Source organism: Candidatus Blochmannia vicinus (assembly GCF_023586525.1).
In the GTDB taxonomy this organism is placed as follows: Bacteria; Pseudomonadota; Gammaproteobacteria; order Enterobacterales; family Enterobacteriaceae; genus Blochmanniella; species Blochmanniella vicinus.
Genome location: NZ_CP097763.1, coordinates 149,226 through 167,216, shown reverse-complemented (window position 1 = coordinate 167,216; position 17,991 = coordinate 149,226). Strand labels below are relative to the sequence as shown.

The window sequence follows — 17,991 nt, the reverse complement described above, 5'->3', positions numbered from 1 at the left end:
ATTTACAAACATAAACAAATTACAAAATTAATATTTATATATTACCAAAATTTTAACATCTTGGTAGCATAATTTATTTGTATTATACATGTTAATGTATGTTGTATCACAAATATACTAAAAATTGTTTATTTTATTTACGGAAATCAGATGATAATATAGATATATATTATACTTGAGTAAGTGCGATGTGGGTTCATATTTTTAATAATTAAATCTTATTTAAATTTTATATTAGATTATTTTTATTGTTTTAATATAATAGAGGATGTTTATCATATAGGTGAAATTATTAAAGAAATATATTTATATAAGTAAATATTAAGAAATTTAAAATTAATATATTTGATTATGAGTTTTATGGTAATTAAATTTAATATTTTTAGTATTTACTAATATGTATTTAGTTGTGTGAGTTATTTTCATGTTATCATAAGAACTATACTATAAAAAATTCGTAAAAAATCTATTTTAGAGAAGTTGTATGTCAATCTTGACACAAGAAGCGCTGCTAGTACGTGATGCTTTATCAGTGCAGGGGTTGGAAAACCCACTAATTGCATCGAATATTAATAGTCAAATTCGTAAAAGTCGTATTGAAGATCATGTGAAAGCTATTATACATCTTCTTAATCTTGATTTAAAGAATGATAGTTTGTCAAATACTCCTAAACGAATAGCTAAAATGTATATAGAAGAAATTTTTTCAGGTTTAGATTATTCAAATTTTCCCAAAATTACAATTATTCAAAATACAATGCAAATCCATGAAATGATCACAGTGCGGGGGATTAATATCACTAGTACTTGTGAACATCATTTTATTGTTTTTAATGGCAAAGTTACTGTTTCTTATATTCCAAAAAAAAAAGTGATTGGTTTATCAAAGATAAACAGAATAGTGCAATTTTTTGCTAAAAGACCACAATTACAAGAGAGACTGACGAAACAAATTTCTTTAGCATTAAAAACATTACTTAATACTAATGATGTAGCAATATTTATTGACGCAGTACATTATTGTGTCAAATCTAGAGGTATACATGATATCAGTAGCACTACAACTACAGCTACTTTAGGGGGTGTATTTGAGTCGAATTCAAATACTCGAAAAGAATTTCTGCATGCAATTATATACTGTAATCATTAAATTTTATTTTTTATAAAATATATAGTATTTACATCTTAGAAGAGTTAAAAATTTTTGGGTATAATAATTGGTTATGATACTATAACACTAATTAATATTACAGTATCTGTTTGTATAGATATTTGAGTTTTTAAAAATACAATCTTTTTTACTACATGTAAGTAATATATATTAAAATATATATTTTCTAAATTTATATATTAAGTTATTTTATAACTTAATATATATTTTAACATTGTGCATGTAATTATTAAAAATTAAATAGGATAATTATAAGAGATGAAAAAATTTTTATTTATATTAGTTTTATGTATTTAAAATTTTTTACATAGATAGTATAAATTAAACTGGATGCGATAGTGTGTGGATGTGAGAGATAATTTTAATAAATAAATTGTGTATTCTCGTTTTTATTAATCGTTGTTGATTAATTATTATTCTAATTATATTTAATATTTGGGATTATATTAACTATATATTATAGGAATGATGTATATTTATAGATCGTTTTAATATTTTGTATTGGTATGGCGTGATAGTATTTTAATAAGGAAAACATTTTTACTAACCTGAATTTTTATATTTGTGTATTGTATATTCATTTATATTTGATTGTTCAAAAAGATAATAATCATATTGTATCCATAGTATATGGTTAAAACCAGGGTATGAATTGTTAATTAGGAAGAAGGTTTAAGTTTCTATGTAGTTTTGGCATTGTAAATATATGAATAATTTGATTATATGTTTTAATATTTCTGCGTTGTAAATAATTTTACTATAGTGAATTTATTTAGATATTTATAATTAGGAGTTTAAGTTATTTGATTTATTTTCTATAGATGAAATTTGATCGGGACTAATGCGTAAAAAAATTATTTTAAATTTATTAATTCTATGATTTAATAATGGCGCAGAAAGACTGTCCCATGTAAGGTGGGTATTGAGAAAATTTTCACTGTATTTGGCTAATGTAGGTAAGACAGGTTTTAAGTAGATCATTATAATGCGAAACAACTGAATACCCATAGAATAAATAGATAAAGCCTCTTTTTTACGATTTTTATTTTTTGCAATGATCCATGGAGCGGATTTGTCTATATAAAAATTAGCCTCATCTGCTAATTTCATTATTTTACGCATTGCGTAATTAAATTCTCTTTTTTGGAATAATTCTCCTATAGAGGGCTTATATTTAATAAACATATCATATAGAACTGGATTTTCTAATGTATTTGCTAATTGTCCACCATAATATTGGTGGATAAATCCGGAATTTCTGGACGCTAGATTTAATACCTTATTAATAAGATCTGCATTTACTTTGGTAGTAAAATCTGATAGATTCAAATCTATATCGTTAATATGAGATGAAAGCTTTGTAGCATAATAATATCTTAAATAATCTGGATTTAAATATGATAAATAGGTACTGACATCGATACATGTTCCTCTAGATTTTGATATTTTAGATCCATTCATAGTAACATGTCCATGAACAAATATATTAGTTGGTTTACGGAATTGACTACCAGATAAAATGGCTGGCCAAAATAGGCTATGAAAATAAATAATGTCTTTACCTATAAAATGATATAATTCTGCTTTGGAGTTTAGGTTCCAGAAATCCTTGAAAGATATATTTTTATTTTTTTTGCACAAGTTTTTAAAAGTCCCCATGTATCCTATAGTTGCATCCATCCAGACATAAAAATATTTTTCTGAAGTATTAGGAATTTTAAATCCAAAATATGGTGCATCTCTAGAAATATCCCATTGTTTTAAACCTAACTTAAACCATTCTTCTATTTTATTGGCTACTTCTTTTTGTATACTTCCAGATCGTATCCATATATGTAATGTATCAGTAAAAGCCGGTAAATCGAAAAATAAATGTTTAGATTTTCGTATTATTGGAGATTTTCCTGAAATAACTGATTTTGGGTTTATAAGATCTAATGATGTATAAATAGCGCCACATATTTCGCAATTATCTCCGTATTGTTCTAATGCTTTACATTTTGGACATACACCTTTTATAAAGCGATCTGGTAAAAATATGTTTTTTTCAGAGTCATATAATTGATAAATATATTTAGATGTAATAAATCCATTTTTTTTTAATCGAAAATAGATATTATTTAGTAATTCACGAGTTTCTTCACTATGAGTAGAGTAATAGTTATCATAACTTATGCCAAATTCGTAGCAATCTTTTTTGTGTTCTTTTTGCATTTGGGCAATCATTTTTTCTGGTGCTATGTTAAGTTTTTGTGATTTCAACATAATGGCAGTTCCATGTGCATCGTCTGCACAAATAAAATACACATGATTACCCTTCATGCGTTGATAACGAACCCATATATCTGCTTGTATATGTTCTAACATGTGCCCAATATGAAGAGAACCATTAGCGTAGGGTAGGGCACAGGTAACTAGCATTTTTTTTGTAGTCATAAAAATAAATTAAATTGTCTGAATGCACGGTACAATAACATATATCTAATATTATTAAAAATTATTTTTTATATTTTATAGTTAACGTTACGGAATATAATAATGCAATAAATTAATTTTATATTAAATAGAAAAAATTATATCAGATTTCTTTTTTGATAACTTATATTAATAGTTTATGTGATGTTTTAAAGAGAACAATGTTCTGCTTAACAAAAATATATTTTTATAAATTTATGATATATTTTAGATTTAAATGTAGCGTAGATAATGAATAGAATTTTATTATGTTTATATATGAAAGACGCATTGCATGTATAAGTATTCAATTTAAAATATATAGTTGTATCAGATTATGTTTAATAACAAGTCTTTAAAACTAATAATTTTTATATTGTTTGAGAATTTATATTTACGATCAATTTTTGTTTAAAAATTTTCTATTTTTATATTTTAATATATTTATGTATAATATCTTATACTATAAACTAGTTATAAATTAGTAATATAAAACTATTATTGTTACAATATAGAACATATTTATATCATAAAGGAGCGAATGTGTTTACAGAACAAAAAGTTGGTATTATCGGGATGGGTGTTATGGGGCGAAATTTAGCACTAAACATTGAAAGTAGAGGTTATTGCGTTTCTATTTATAATCGTTCTAAAGATAAAACTGACGCAGTTATTTTTAATAATCCAAAAAGAAATATTATCCCGTTTTATTCAGTAAAAACATTTGTGCTTTCTTTAAAGAAACCTCGTTTTATATTTTTAATGATTACGTCAGGAATATATATTGATGATGTTATAAAAGTATTATTAATGTATATATCTCCAGGAGATATTTTAATTGATGGTGGTAATTCATTTTATAAAGACACCATGCGTAGAAATTTTGAATTATCAAAAAGAGGGATATATTTTATTGGAACTGGAATTTCTGGAGGGGAGGAAGGGGCGCTAAAAGGCCCATCTCTTATGCCTGGAGGACAAATAGATGCATATGAAATGGTTGAATCAGTTTTTAAAAAAATTGCGGCTCGTGTTGGTAACGAAACTTGCGTTTCATATATAGGGCCGAGTGGTTCTGGTCATTATGTTAAGATGGTGCATAATGGTATAGAATATGGAGATATGCAGATCATTGCCGAAATATATTTTTTTTTGAAAAATATATTTCATTTAACTCATGAAGAATTAGGAAAAATTTTTAATGAATGGAATCAAGGTGAATTAAACAGTTATCTTATTGAAATAACAAGTCGTATATTTGTTAAAAAAGATGTGAATAATAAATATATTATTGATTCTGTGCTGGATGTGGCGGAAAATAAAGGTACTGGAGCATGGGTTGGTCAGGATGCTATTGATTTAGCAATACCATTGAGTATGATAACTGAATCAGTATTTGCTCGCTATATATCTGTGTTGAAAAATCAACGTATTAAAGCATCAAAAATATTTATCGGACCAAATAAGAAGGTTTTCTTAGAAAGCAAATATTCATATTTAGAAAAAGCACAAAAAGCATTGTATCTTGGTAAGATTATTTTGTATGCGCAAGGTTTCTATCAATTGAAAATTGCATCTGATAAGTATCATTGGAATTTAAATTATAAAGAAATCGCTAAAATTTTTCGTGCAGGGTGTATTATTAGAGCAAAATTTTTGCAAAAAATTATTGATATTTATTCTCAAAATCCAGAAATAACTAATTTAATGTTGTCTCCATATTGTGTTTCTGTCGCAAATAATTACCAAAGAATGTTGAGGGATGTTGTGGTTTGTGGTATTCGATATGGTGTTCCAATGCCTGCTTTATCTGCTGCTATAGCATATTACGATAGTTATCGCAGTGATTTATTACCCGCGAATCTTATTCAAGCGCAAAGAGATTGTTTCGGAGCGCATACTTATACATGCGTTGATAAACAAGGCCTGTTTCATACTGATTGGCTAGAATGAATATAAAATATTATTGTGTGATTTAAATTAATTTTGATAATACGCGGTGCAATATGTAGAATGTACAGATATAATTTTTATAAAAATTTACATTTTCTATCTGCAAGTAGAGATGGTGTATTTTATGCAGTTTAATAAGATTTAGTTATATGTTAATATAAACCTAATAAATTGAACAGCATTTGTAAATAAATTTATTAGGTTATTTATATATAAAAATAAATAGCAAGGCCAATCTTGTTAATGCTTAGTAGTCTTATTGTACTGTTTCTATATGTTATGTTCTATCTGTTTATTCTTATGATGTCGTATTTTTAGTTCTTGAATAATTGCGTTAAAAGTTGATGATTTGCATTGCAACAAGACTAATAGGTGATATATCAAATCTGATGCTTCATTAATAAGTTCTGTCGTGTCACAATCAGTAGAAAGTGCTGCAAGTGCGGTTTCTAAGCCCTCCTCCCCAACTTTTTGAGCAATACGTTTAATGCCACTAGCATATAAACGAGATGTATAAGATGAATCATTAGGATGGAATGGTATGTTTTTTTTTTCAGATATAATTTTTTCTAGTTGGTAGAGAAAACTTAAATCTGCTATTCCAGGATGAAAGCAACTACTAGTATTATTGTGACAAGTAGGTCCGTGAGGTACAACAAATATTAATAACGTATCATGATCACAATCTGAATACCAATTAATTAATTTTAATGTATTTCCAGATGTTTCTCCTTTAGTCCATAATCTATTTTTGCTACGCGAAAAAAAAGTGACATGTTTAGTTTGTTCTGTCTTTATCATCGATTCTTTACTCACATGTCCTAACATTAACACTTCTCCTGATCTAGCATGTTGTACAATAGCAGGTATTAAACCGTGATTTTTAGCCCAATTTAATTTTTGATGTTTGTTTTTAATTAGCATAATCTAATTTGTATTCCTTCTCTAGATAAGAATTGTTTTAATTTATGAATATCAATAATTTTTTTATGAAAAACTGAAGCTGCTAATGTGCCATCTACATCAGCGTCACGAAAGGCTTCTAAAAAATGCTGATAAGTGCCGGCTCCACCAGAGGCTATAAGCGGAACTTTGCAATGTTTTCTAATGTCTTTTAATTGATCTAGATCATAACCATTTTTCATGCCGTCTTGATTCATCATGTTTAATACTATTTCTCCGGCCCCATATTCTTGTACTTTTTTAACCCAATCTAATGTTTTCCATGTTGTAGTTTTTATACGATGACTATCTCCAGTATAGCATTGTACTTGGTATATTTTTTTTTTAGGATTATGCCAAGTGTCTATACTAACTACAACACATTGTGTACCCAAATGATCAGCTAATCTTTGGATTAACGTTGGGTTTATTAAAGCAGGAGAATTAATTGAAATCTTATCAGCTCCAGATGCAAGAATTTGTTTAGCTTGTTTTACTGTACTGATTCCTCCTGCGACACAGAATGGAATGTTTATTATTTCGGCAATTCGAGAAATCCATTTTTTATCTACTACTTGATTGTTAGGTGATGCTGTAATATCATAGAACACCAGTTCATCAGCTCCTTCTCTTTCATAACGATTTGCTAAATCTAAAATATCCCCTACAATTTTATGGTGCTTAAATTGTACCCCTTTTATTACTTTATTATTAGCTACATCAAGACAAGGAATTATTCGTTTTGCCAACATGATATTGCCTCAGAAACAGTAAATTTATTTTCTAAAAAAGCACGACCAATAATTATTGATTTGACCCCGGCACAACGTAACTTGGAGATTTCTGTTAGTTTATAAACACCCCCAGATGATTGGAATAATATTTTTGGCCAAGAACGACATATGGATTGATATAAAGATATGTTACTACCTAATAGAGTTCCATCTTTAGAAATATCTGTACAAAGAACATGTTTTAATCCTACAGGATAATATTCCTCTATTATTTGCTCTAATTTAAAATTAGTTTCTTTTTGCCAACCGTGAATGGCTATGTTTCGATCTTTTGTAGAGGAAATGCGTATATCTATTGCTAAAACTAAATGATTGGGATCAAAATATTTAAACCATTTTTTTACTATTTTTGGCTTTGTAATTGCTACAGAACCGAATACTACACGTGTTGCCCCTGATTCTAAAAGAAATTCTATATCTGTAGCGTTACGTATACCGCCTCCTATTTGTATCTTTAATAAGGGAGTAGATTCTTTTATTAACTGACTAATTAATAAACTTTGTTTATTTTCTGGATTCTGCGCGCCAGTTAAATCAACTAAATGAATCATTTTTGCTCCTTGGCGTATATATTTTTTTAATAATGATACAGGATTTCCGTAACTAGTTTCCATATGATAAGATCCCTGATACAGTCTAACTATTTTGCCGTTAATAATATCTAGTGCGGGAATAATCACAAATTAAATCTCCAAAAAATTTTTTACTAATTGTTGTCCAGGTATTCCTGATTTTTCTGGATGGAACTGTACACCAAAAAAGTTATTATATTCTATAACTGAACTAAATAGTTGGCCGTAATTTGTTGAAGCAATGGTTATATGACATATTTCTATCAAATAACTATGCGCAAAATAGAAATAATTGTTTTTCTTTATACCATTAAATAAAGAATTTTTTTTAGGAACAGTAATAGTATTCCATCCCATATGTGGCAGCGGCAAACCATAGTATTTCATACGTTTAACGGGTACATTAACAATTTTTAAGGTTTTGATGCCATTATTTTCATCGCTATGAGTACCAAATAACTGCATTCCTAAGCAAATACCCAATATTGGTTTAGTACAATTTTGTATTAACGTAACTAGATTTTTTTTTTTAATTGCTTCATTGCAGCTGCGGCGGTACCAACTCCTGGTAAAAACAGTTTATCTGCTTTAGATATAATATCGACTCTATCACTTATTATTGGATTGTGCCCTAATTTATGTAACATGGTTTTTACAGAAAATAAATTAGCACAATTGGTATTTATAATAACTATATTCATAATAATGTTCCTTTAGAGCTTGGTATATTATTATTATCTATATAAATAGCTTGGCGCAATGCTCGACCAAAAGATTTAAATAAACTTTCTGCTTTATGGTGGTCGTTATTACCGGTTGCTTTTAAATGTAAAGCACAGCTCATTTTTGAAGATAATGAACGGAAAAAATGTTCTATCATTTCAGTGCTGAGATCTCCTATTTTTTGAAAATTATATTTAGCTTGATAGTGAAAGTATGTTCGTCCAGAAAGATCTAATATACATTGCGCAATGCTTTCATCCATAGGTAAAGTGAATCCAAATCTTTTAATACCACATTTATTGTGTAATGCTACGTTTAAAGCTTCTCCCAATGTTAAAGCCGTATCTTCAACAGTATGATGGTCATCTATGTATAAATCGCCTTTTGCTATAATATTCATACGTAATCCGGCATGGATAGCTATTTGTTGTAACATATGATTAAAAAAATTAATTCCAGTATCAATATAACTTTTGTCATTTTGATCTAACCATATCTTTATATCTATATTAGTTTCTTCAGTGGTACGATGGATATGTGCTGATCTGTAATGTTGTATTAAATAGTTTTTAATTTTTTTCCAACCAAAATTAATATGATGATACCGTATTCCTTGAATACCCATATTGGTTGCTAAAATCATATCAGTATCTCTATCTCCAATGACATAACTATTAAATTTATTTAATCTGTTATCAATTAACCAATAATTTACTAAAGCAGTTTTTGGTTTGCGACAACTACATTTTTCTTCAGGAAAATGAGGACAAATTAATATTTGATTAAACTTAATACCTTGAGATTGAAATATTTTAATCATTAGATAATGTATTTCGTCAAATTTTGCTTTGGGAAACGAAACGCTTCCTAGTCCATTTTGATTAGTAACTATAACAAATTCAAAACCTATATTTTTAAGAGCTATAAGGGCAGAAATAACATGTGGTTCTAATGAGAATTTGTCTAAAGAATCAACTTGAAAATTATCTTTTGGCTCGTTAATTAGAGTTCCATCTCGATCTATAAATAAAATTTTATGACACATGAATGCTCCTATATTTATTTACGTAGATGATGAAACGCGTAGTTTTTTTAAAATAGAAACTACGCGGTTACATTCATTAAATGTACCAACAGTGATTCGTAAGCAATTAATTAATCCTAGCTGATCGTTTTGATCTCTTAAGACTATACCTTGATTTAACAGTGCATTAAAAACTTGATATTTTGGATTAAATCTCACTAATACATAATTCGCACTACTGGTAAACACTTTTTGCACACAAGAGCATTTTTTTAAACCTGTAATTAATATGTCTCGGTTTGTATTAATTATAGCTATTCTATTTTTAGTATATCGTATATTTATTGGAGCTAAAGCTTGCTCTGCGATATCAATTACTGGAATAGGCAATGGATATGGCGCTATAACTTTTTCTAATAATTTAATAATTTCTGGATTAGCTAAAGTAAAACCGCAACGTATTCCCGCCAGTGCGAAAGCTTTTGATAAAGTTCTTAAAATAACTAGATGTGGATACATGGATAACCAGCGTACTAAGCTTGCATCAGGACAAAAGTCAATATATGCTTCGTCAGTTATTAATAGGGCTCGATTTTGGATAATATTTAATAGTTTTTTTAAACTATTTAAATGAATAATATTACCAGTAGGATTATTTGGGTTACAAATATAAATTAATTTAACATTATTTAATTGTGATTTAATAGATACTAAATCAAGTTGCCAGTTTTTATTTTTTGGTATGATCCGATAATTAATTCCTAAAATTTCTGCAGTGGTTTTGTACATGCCATATGTTGGAGGGCAAAATACAATAACGTCTTTTCCGGGATTACAAAATACTTTCATTAATAACTCAATACTTTCATCAGCTCCTCTTGATACTAAAATCTGATCAGATCGTACTCCGGCATAGTAAGCATATTTGTTGATGATTTCTTGTGGTTGGCACATAGGATATCTGTGAATTTTTTTATAACGCAATTTATAGTCGGGAGCGATCGGAAATTCATTGGCGTTAAGCCATATGTTACCTGAATGTGTTAATCTTCTGGCAGATTGATAAGGTTTTAGAGCTAATACATTATTCCTAGCTAAGTCACGAATGTTCATTTTGTTCCTTGATATGATTAATGCGATATATTACAGCATATTCATGAGCTTTTAATTGTTCAATTTGTGCTAATGTTTTAATTGTTGATGATAATTTTAATAATCCATTTTGAGTTAATTGTTGTACTGATATTCTTTTTTGAAAATCTACAACTCCTAAACCAGATGTAGCGATTGAACGTCCGTATGTAGGTAACACATGATTAGGTCCGCTTGCATAGTCTCCAGCAACTGCTGGAGACCAATTTCCAAGAAATATTGATCCGGCATTAATAACGTGATTTAAATAATCTTGGGCATGGGAAATATGAATGATTAGGTGTTCTGGAGCGTAATCATTACTTATAGAAAAACATTCCATCAAATCATTAGTAATAATGATACGGCCATTAGTTAAGGAATCTTGAATTATATTTTTACGTGGCAGTATTTGTAATTGTTTATATAGTTCTTTTTTTGTTTGTTCTGCAATGTGTATACTAGGAGTGATTAATATCATATGCGAATCAGGTCCATGCTCTGCTTGTGATAAAAGATCTGCTGCGATAAAAATAGGATTAGCTGTATTGTCTGCAATAATCAATACTTCAGAAGGCCCAGCCAACATATCGATAGCAGTTCCATTTGGTGCAAAATTAATTTGCCGTTTTGCTTCGGTAACCCAAGCGTTACCTGGTCCAAAGATTTTATCTACTTTTGGAACAGATTCGGTACCAAACCCCATAGCAGCTATAGCTTGGCTTCCTCCTATTTGATAAATCTCATTGATGCCACAAAGCTGCGCAGTATATGTAATTATATCGGGAACTGGAGGAGGAGAACATAATATAATACGCTTACATTGAGCAATACGAGCTGGAATACCCAACATCATCACTGTTGACAGCAATGGTGCAGTTCCTCCTGGAACATATAGTCCGACAATGTTTAATGGCCGAATAATTTGTCGACAGTACACTTCGGGGAAAGTTTCTAAATTTATTTCTGAAGAATATTGTGCTTGATGAAATTTTGTAATATTAGTTATCGCGATATGTATTGCTTTTTTTATGGTGTTAGATAAATTATTACCTGAGGTAATAATAGTTTCAGATGGAATCCTCAATTGTTTAGTTTTCACTTTATCGAAATGCAAATTAAATTTAAATAAAGCGCGGTCTCCTTCATTATGAACTTGATTAAGGATGTCTTTAACATTTATACTGATATTCTTTAAGTTATTGTTTATTGGGCGGATAAGTAATTCTTTTTGTTCAGATTTAGAACAATAGTTCCAATAAATAGATATAGGATGTTTATGAGCGCTCATAATGTTATTCCATCATTTTTTCTATTGGTAATACTAAAATAGAACTGGCTCCAAGATGTTTTAAATTTTCCATTGTTTCCCAAAATAATGTTTCATTACTGACCATATATATTGCTACACGATGTTGATTTCCTGCTAATGGTAATACAGTTGGACTCTCTGCTCCAGGTAGTAAATTAATAATTTCTTCTAGTTGTTCAGTAGGAGCATGCAACATGATATATTTAGAACCTCTAGCTTGTATGACCCCTTGGATACGAACCATTAATTTATTTATTAATGATTGTTTTATGTTTGATAATTTTCCAGATCTTTGAATAAGACATGCTCTGGATCGATAAATCACTTCTACTTCATGTAATCCGTTAGCTTCTAATGTGGCTCCAGTCGAAACAAGATCACAAATTGCGTCTGCTAATCCAACGCGCGGCGCTACTTCTACCGACCCGTTTAGTAAGCAAGATTTAAAATTAATACCCAATTTATCTAAATACTGTTTTAGCAAATGTGGATATGAAGTTGCAATTCTTTTTCCTTGTAAACATTTTGGTCCGTTCCATGGTTCATCTATTGGTAAAGCCATAGATAGTCTACAATCTCCAAAATCTAATCGACGTAACATAACATAACAAGGATGATCTCCTTGTGATCGTCTTGATAATAATGCTTCTTCTAATACATTTTCTCCGATAATTCCTAAATCTACAATGCTATCCATAACTAAACCAGGAATGTCGTCATCTCGCACTCTCATTATATCGATGGCCATATTTTCTGCAAATGCTAGTAGCCGTTGTTGTTGTAAATTAATTTTAATGCCGCATTGTTCAAGCAGTTGTTGGGATTCTTTGCTTAATCTTCCCGATTTTTGCATCGCTATTCGTAATCGTGATTTATCCAACATGATATTTTTACCTTACGTAAATAATTTTTTATAACTAAGTGCTTTAATAAAATTTGTACAATAGAAGTAATTTTGACATTTTAACGAATAAGGAATTCAAATTATTTCTATTGTTAATTTATTTGGAGGATCAATCAGGGTTATGATGATAAATTAACATTTTGAAGCACAATTTTCTTATTAAGAATTTTTAATACTCTAATATTTTAACGAATATAATTAAATTTGTATAGGGCTAAATGTTATTCAGTTACTTTATTTTATACGTATATAATTAATATTTTAATTAAATTATAAAATGTTTTATAACATTTTATGTATGTTTTAGTCTAAAAATAATTATATACAGGTTTAAAATTACAATTATGACTATATATGATGAGTAATTATGATACGGGTATGTATTATTTCATAATATTATATTTATGTAGTAATTTTTTAGTTAATGTAGTTTACATTAGATCGTATCTCATTTATCTATAGATAAAATACTAAAACTATTATTCTTTATGAAAATTAAAGCAATTTTCATAAAGATACTGATAATATTTTTTTAATAAATGAAGAAGTTTGGTTTTTTGTCTATCATAGCTATAAATTGATAAAAGTATGTTTAAGTTATCGTTATAAGATTTTGATTGACTTTGATTAAATAATTTATTTTTTATATAATTTAACCATTCTTTTTGTTCCTGTTGATTTAAAGTGCTAGGAAAGTTACGAGCTCTATAATAGTACAACAATAGTTTTAAGCGACTATCAACATTGTCGATACATAAATTTTTTAAATTTTTTGGATGAGTTTTTTGGATATTTAAGATTATTTTTCGATCAGAATTATTGAAGAATCCATGATATAGCTGAGAATCTACATGAGAGTTATGATATAGAGCTTTTTGACGTAGGTATGATTCAATAATAGTATATAGTGTATGTATTTTTTTACGTAAGTGAACACTATTTTCATAAATTCTGAGAAAATTCAAATTTTTTAAACAATGTTGATAATTAGTAGAAAACTGTGTGAAATGGTTGACGTTGATATTATTTTTATTAAAAAAATTTATTGGTATTAAAGTGGGGCATGCATTTAATCGGATCAATTGTAATGGTATGGTTTTTAACACATCGTGTATTGTTATATGATTGGAATATAATTTTTGATATATTATGTTTATATTTAAATGTAATAAAGTATCTATATTTTCATTTAAATCACATGCGATTAAAATATTAGAATTTATAGGGTGCCAAGTAATTGGAGCTATATAGGTTAAAAAATTTTGATATTTATTGTTAATTTTTTTAGTGATAAATATCAGAGGGCGCATGGTTTCTAAATCGATAATTTTTTTCAGTTGGTATTTGGTACGATGATTAAATAAGAACTGAAATAATTGTGGTTGTGCTCTTTTCGTCAATTTTGTTAACTCTAAGGTAGCATATACATCCGACATAGCGTCATGAGCGTTAGAGTGTTGTATAGCGTTTGCTTGCGTTAAATCTTTTAGACGAAAGCTAGGTTTATTTTGATTATTTAATGGCCATTTAATGATGCCATATGGGCATAGCGAATAATAAGCACGTAATACATGTAATAAATCCCAGCGTGAGTTTCCTTGTTGATAAGCCCATATATAAGGATCATAAAAATTTCTATAAAAAATATTTCTACTGAATTCATCATCAAAATGGATATTATTATATCCAAGTATACAAGTTTTAGGTGTACAGAATATTTGGTTGATACGACGGGCAAATTCAGGTTCTATTAAACCATTATGTAAAGTATCTTGAGGAGTAATTTTTGTAATAAGTACCGATTTTGGATCAGGAAGATAATCGTTTGATAAGCGACAAAATAAAACTTTTTCTTTCTCTATGGGAGTTAATGTATCGTTAGTACGAATTCCAGCAAATTGTGCTGGTCTGTCTAGCGAGGGGTTTATTCCAAAAGTTTCATAATCATAAAAAAAAAACTAGGGGTTTTAGTATTTTTACTTATTAACATAGTTTACACCAGCACTTTCAGTATAAATAATATTTAAATTGTTTACTGATATTAAAAATAATGTATTTGGACGTATTTATAATATATTGTATGTTATAACACGACATAAAAAATTTTAATCGTCGTAGTACATGTATAACTAATTTTTTAATTTATCATAATTAATGTAGTTTCAATATAAAATTATTTATAAAAATAGAAGTATCGTATCAGTATGAGCAATATTGATTGGTGCAATCGAGTAATATTATAATTTTTTAGTTTAATTAAAATTAAGTATTACATAATACTAATGGTATTTATAAATTTGAATTTTAATTTTGGTTTGATTAGGTTATAGAAATTTATTATGTGTATATTTTTAAAATAAATATAAATAAGGAGATGATTTATGAGCAACGATGTTAATAAATCGTTTTATGATGTATTGGAATTTGTACGCATATTTCGTCGTAAGAATAAACTACAACGAGAGATTCTGGATAATGAAAAAAAAATTAGAGATAATCAAAAAAGAGTATTATTACTGGGTAATTTAAGTGATTATATCAAAACTGAAACATCTGTAGAAGGAATACAAGTTATTATCACTAATATGCGTAATGATTATGAAGATCGAGTGGATGAATATATAATAAAAAATGCTGAATTATCGAAGGAACGTCGTGAATTATCAAAAAAATTAAATAATTTTAAAGAATCTACAGTTGATTAAATTTAATGGAAAGTTAATTTGCGTTGAAATATTAATTTCAGTTCATTCATAATGAATTACTGTATAAAAGTAAGATATTTAAATTTTTAAATATAATGCAGTAATCGGAAGGGTAGTGGCCTGATAAAAATATAAAGATATGTTATGGATAGTATATTATTATTAATTTAATAAACATTATTATAGTGATAATCATTGATCTTAATATGTGTTATCATTGTGTTATATTTCAATATTTAGTTAAAATATTTGTGTGTTTTCTGTTTTAATAATAAAAATTATTATTATGTATCTGAGTTGGGTTTAGGTAAGTGAATATAAGTACGTTTTGAATATTTATTTTTTGTATAGTACCCATAGAAACAGATTTTTCGAAATTATCAGAAGAAGGATGTAATTCATATTTAATAATTATGGTAATAGTTAATGATGCATTGTTATTGGAGTTTGCTAAAGAAACTTTAGAGATCGAAATTAATGAAGCTCAAAGAATGTTAGATAGGTTAGATGAAAGCATTGTTTTTGCTTGTCACATATTATTGAATTGTACAGGAAAGGTTGCGGTTTCTGGTATAGGTAAGTCAGGCCATATTGGCAAAAAAATTGCCGCTTCTTTAGCAAGCACGGGTACTCCTGCCTTTTTTGTTCATCCTGCAGAAGCTTTGCATGGTGATTTAGGTATGATTGGAGCGAAAGATGTAGTGATATTTATTTCTTATTCAGGTCGTGCCTGTGAAATAATTACTTTAATGCCATTCTTAGTAGAAAGTGGGATCCCTGTGGTCGCATTTACTGGGGATATTAGTTCTCCTTTAGCTAAAGGAGCTACGTGTGTTCTTAATATCAAGATAAAAAGAGAAGCTTGTCCTATGCAGTTAGTTCCTACTTCTAGTGCGGTTAATACTTTAATGATGGGGGATGCATTAACAATGGCTCTTATGAGATATAGAGGATTTAGTTTAGAACAATTTGCGAGATCTCATCCAGGAGGTAGATTAGGAGCTCAATTACTCAATTGCGTACATCATTTAATGCGTACTGGGGAACATATTTCCAAAGTTTTTGGAGGGGTTACAGTAATGGATGCGATGTTTGAATTAAGTCGGACTGGGCTTGGATTGACAGCTGTATGCGATAATCATATTCGTGTTATAGGAGTGTTTACTGACGGAGATTTAAGACGCTGGATAGTTAAAGGCAAATCTCTCGATGACCCTATTGATATTGCCATGACTAAACCTGGATACAGCATTCCAAAAGAATGGCGCGCAAGCGTAGCATTAAAAGCGCTGTATCGACGTAAAATAGCTGCAGCTCCAGTAGTGGATAAAGTTGGAAAATTGGTAGGTTCAATTAATATACATGATTTACACCAAGCTACAACAGAGTGATTAGTTAGCTTTAATTTTGACTCCCCTGACTGGATTCGAACCAGTGACATACGGATTAACAGTCCGCCGTTCTACCAACTGAACTACAGAGGAACCAATAAACTGAATTCATATTATATTAATATGTTTGATAATACAAGTACTTAATAATAGTCGGTTGAATTAACAAAGTATTTAAATATGATGAGAAAATTGTGCGTACTATTTTCATTTAATAGTTAGATTATTTTTATGGCATTTTAATTTAAAATATAATAAATTTATTATATTTTAAATTAAAATAGGTGTGTTCATATGTTATTTTCTATATGAAAATATAAAATTTTTGTATTTTCAATGGGGAGAGATGCCGGAGTGGTTGAACGGAGCGGTTTCGAAAACCGTTTTAAAGAAATAATATCTTTCAAGGGTTCGAATCCCTTTCTCTCCGAATTCTTTGAAGATATATATTAATATTATATGATGTTTTAATGTTAGGTAGAGGTATGATGATTTATATTTAGTTACAATTGATTAAATAATTGATGATGAAATTTATATTGGTTTGTATGAGTTTTATTTTGATAATGTTAATGTGCATAATATTGTTATTTATGATTATGTTATAGTGTGTTTAAGATTATTTTTTAATTGTTTTGCTATAGATATAGAATGATAAGGGGTATTGATTTTAGTTGGTGATGTTGTATATCATTTATATGATATTAATTTATATAGCTAAATTGAAACGAATAATATAATTTATTTATGATCAATTTAAAAGATGATCATATATTTTATGTTTTATGAAGTAAGTGTTATGAATTTGATTTATATATTTATATAAATATTTGGTTGCTATCTTATATAGAATGTAAGAAGGTGTTTTTTGCAAATATTACAAATAAAATAATAACGTTATTATTCTTATTTAAG

At 28.3% G+C, this 17,991-nt stretch carries 13 protein-coding genes, 2 tRNA genes and 1 pseudogene; 5 read left to right on the top strand and 11 right to left on the bottom strand.

Features of this window, described 5'->3' with window-relative positions:
- The first annotated feature begins 484 nt into the window (after nt 1-484).
- Nucleotides 485-1,150, top strand: a complete 666-nt coding sequence (gene folE, locus M9408_RS00710) for a GTP cyclohydrolase I FolE (RefSeq protein ID WP_250257292.1) — start codon at nt 485-487, stop codon at nt 1,148-1,150.
- 807 nt (nt 1,151-1,957) lie between these two features.
- Here the strand turns inward: folE and metG are convergent.
- A complete protein-coding gene (gene metG / locus M9408_RS00705) occupies nt 1,958-3,613 on the bottom strand; it encodes a methionine--tRNA ligase (protein WP_423775076.1) in 1,656 nt (551 codons plus the stop codon).
- A gap of 588 nt (nt 3,614-4,201) precedes the next feature.
- Between metG and gnd the strand changes: the two genes are divergently transcribed.
- Nucleotides 4,202-5,578, top strand: coding sequence for a decarboxylating NADP(+)-dependent phosphogluconate dehydrogenase (gene gnd, locus M9408_RS00700; protein ID WP_250257501.1), 1,377 nt, complete (start codon nt 4,202-4,204; stop codon nt 5,576-5,578).
- Between the two features lie 270 nt (nt 5,579-5,848).
- Here gnd and hisIE read toward each other — a convergent pair whose 3' ends face one another.
- From hisIE to sbcB, 9 genes and pseudogenes are all read right to left on the bottom strand, one after another.
- Entirely contained in the window at nt 5,849-6,502 is a 654-nt protein-coding gene (hisIE, locus tag M9408_RS00695) for a bifunctional phosphoribosyl-AMP cyclohydrolase/phosphoribosyl-ATP diphosphatase HisIE (protein WP_250257291.1), read from the bottom strand.
- On the bottom strand, nt 6,496-7,272 hold the full coding sequence (gene hisF, locus M9408_RS00690; RefSeq protein ID WP_250248736.1) for an imidazole glycerol phosphate synthase subunit HisF: 777 nt from the start codon (nt 7,270-7,272) through the stop codon (nt 6,496-6,498). The genes hisIE and hisF overlap by 7 nt, the downstream gene beginning before the upstream one ends.
- Nucleotides 7,254-7,994, bottom strand: coding sequence for a 1-(5-phosphoribosyl)-5-[(5-phosphoribosylamino)methylideneamino]imidazole-4-carboxamide isomerase (gene hisA, locus M9408_RS00685; protein WP_250257290.1), 741 nt, complete (start codon nt 7,992-7,994; stop codon nt 7,254-7,256). Before hisA ends, hisF begins: the two co-directional genes overlap by 19 nt.
- Nucleotides 7,995-7,997: 3 nt before the next feature.
- A pseudogene (hisH, locus tag M9408_RS00680) lies at nt 7,998-8,587 on the bottom strand (imidazole glycerol phosphate synthase subunit HisH).
- Complete coding sequence (hisB, locus tag M9408_RS00675) at nt 8,584-9,654, bottom strand: bifunctional histidinol-phosphatase/imidazoleglycerol-phosphate dehydratase HisB (RefSeq protein WP_250257289.1); 1,071 nt, start codon at nt 9,652-9,654, stop codon at nt 8,584-8,586. Before hisB ends, hisH begins: the two are co-directional and overlap by 4 nt.
- An 18-nt stretch (nt 9,655-9,672) precedes the next feature.
- Nucleotides 9,673-10,746 (bottom strand): histidinol-phosphate transaminase, encoded by a 1,074-nt coding sequence (hisC, locus tag M9408_RS00670; RefSeq protein WP_250257288.1) that lies wholly within the window; start codon nt 10,744-10,746, stop codon nt 9,673-9,675.
- The gene (gene hisD, locus M9408_RS00665; protein WP_250257287.1) at nt 10,733-12,055 is read right to left on the bottom strand and encodes a histidinol dehydrogenase; all 1,323 of its coding nucleotides are present in this window, start codon (nt 12,053-12,055) and stop codon (nt 10,733-10,735) included. The genes hisC and hisD overlap by 14 nt, the downstream gene beginning before the upstream one ends.
- A 4-nt stretch (nt 12,056-12,059) precedes the next feature.
- The gene (gene hisG / locus M9408_RS00660; protein ID WP_250235776.1) at nt 12,060-12,959 is read right to left on the bottom strand and encodes an ATP phosphoribosyltransferase; all 900 of its coding nucleotides are present in this window, start codon (nt 12,957-12,959) and stop codon (nt 12,060-12,062) included.
- 500 nt (nt 12,960-13,459) lie between these two features.
- Entirely contained in the window at nt 13,460-14,908 is a 1,449-nt protein-coding gene (sbcB, locus tag M9408_RS00655) for an exodeoxyribonuclease I (protein WP_250257500.1), read from the bottom strand.
- 453 nt (nt 14,909-15,361) lie between these two features.
- Here sbcB and tmaR point away from each other — a divergent pair, with 453 nt between their 5' ends.
- Nucleotides 15,362-15,685: a PTS system regulator TmaR gene (gene tmaR, locus M9408_RS00650; RefSeq protein WP_250235774.1), complete on the top strand. Its 324-nt coding sequence runs from the start codon at nt 15,362-15,364 to the stop codon at nt 15,683-15,685.
- A 413-nt stretch (nt 15,686-16,098) separates the two neighbouring features.
- On the top strand, nt 16,099-17,076 hold the full coding sequence (gene gutQ, locus M9408_RS00645; RefSeq protein ID WP_250257286.1) for an arabinose-5-phosphate isomerase GutQ: 978 nt from the start codon (nt 16,099-16,101) through the stop codon (nt 17,074-17,076).
- Between the two features lie 20 nt (nt 17,077-17,096).
- Here the strand turns inward: gutQ and M9408_RS00640 are convergent.
- Nucleotides 17,097-17,169 (bottom strand) — tRNA-Asn (locus M9408_RS00640).
- A 247-nt stretch (nt 17,170-17,416) separates the two neighbouring features.
- Between M9408_RS00640 and M9408_RS00635 the strand changes: the two genes are divergently transcribed.
- Nucleotides 17,417-17,506: transfer RNA gene (locus M9408_RS00635), tRNA-Ser, on the top strand.
- The last annotated feature ends 485 nt before the right edge of the window (nt 17,507-17,991 follow it).

Bases quoted from the DNA above. Each gene is read 5' to 3' on its own strand.
- folE (WP_250257292.1), top strand. From the start codon at position 485: ATGTCAATCTTGACACAAGAAGCGCTGCTAGTACGTGATGCTTTATCA.
- gnd (WP_250257501.1), top strand. From the start codon at position 4,202: ATGGGTGTTATGGGGCGAAATTTAGCACTAAACATTGAAAGTAGAGGT.
- hisIE (WP_250257291.1), bottom strand. From the start codon at position 6,502: ATGCTAATTAAAAACAAACATCAAAAATTAAATTGGGCTAAAAATCAC.
- hisF (WP_250248736.1), bottom strand. From the start codon at position 7,272: ATGTTGGCAAAACGAATAATTCCTTGTCTTGATGTAGCTAATAATAAA.
- hisB (WP_250257289.1), bottom strand. From the start codon at position 9,654: ATGTGTCATAAAATTTTATTTATAGATCGAGATGGAACTCTAATTAAC.
- hisC (WP_250257288.1), bottom strand. From the start codon at position 10,746: ATGAACATTCGTGACTTAGCTAGGAATAATGTATTAGCTCTAAAACCT.
- hisD (WP_250257287.1), bottom strand. From the start codon at position 12,055: ATGAGCGCTCATAAACATCCTATATCTATTTATTGGAACTATTGTTCT.
- hisG (WP_250235776.1), bottom strand. From the start codon at position 12,959: ATGTTGGATAAATCACGATTACGAATAGCGATGCAAAAATCGGGAAGA.
- tmaR (WP_250235774.1), top strand. From the start codon at position 15,362: ATGAGCAACGATGTTAATAAATCGTTTTATGATGTATTGGAATTTGTA.
- gutQ (WP_250257286.1), top strand. From the start codon at position 16,099: ATGGTAATAGTTAATGATGCATTGTTATTGGAGTTTGCTAAAGAAACT.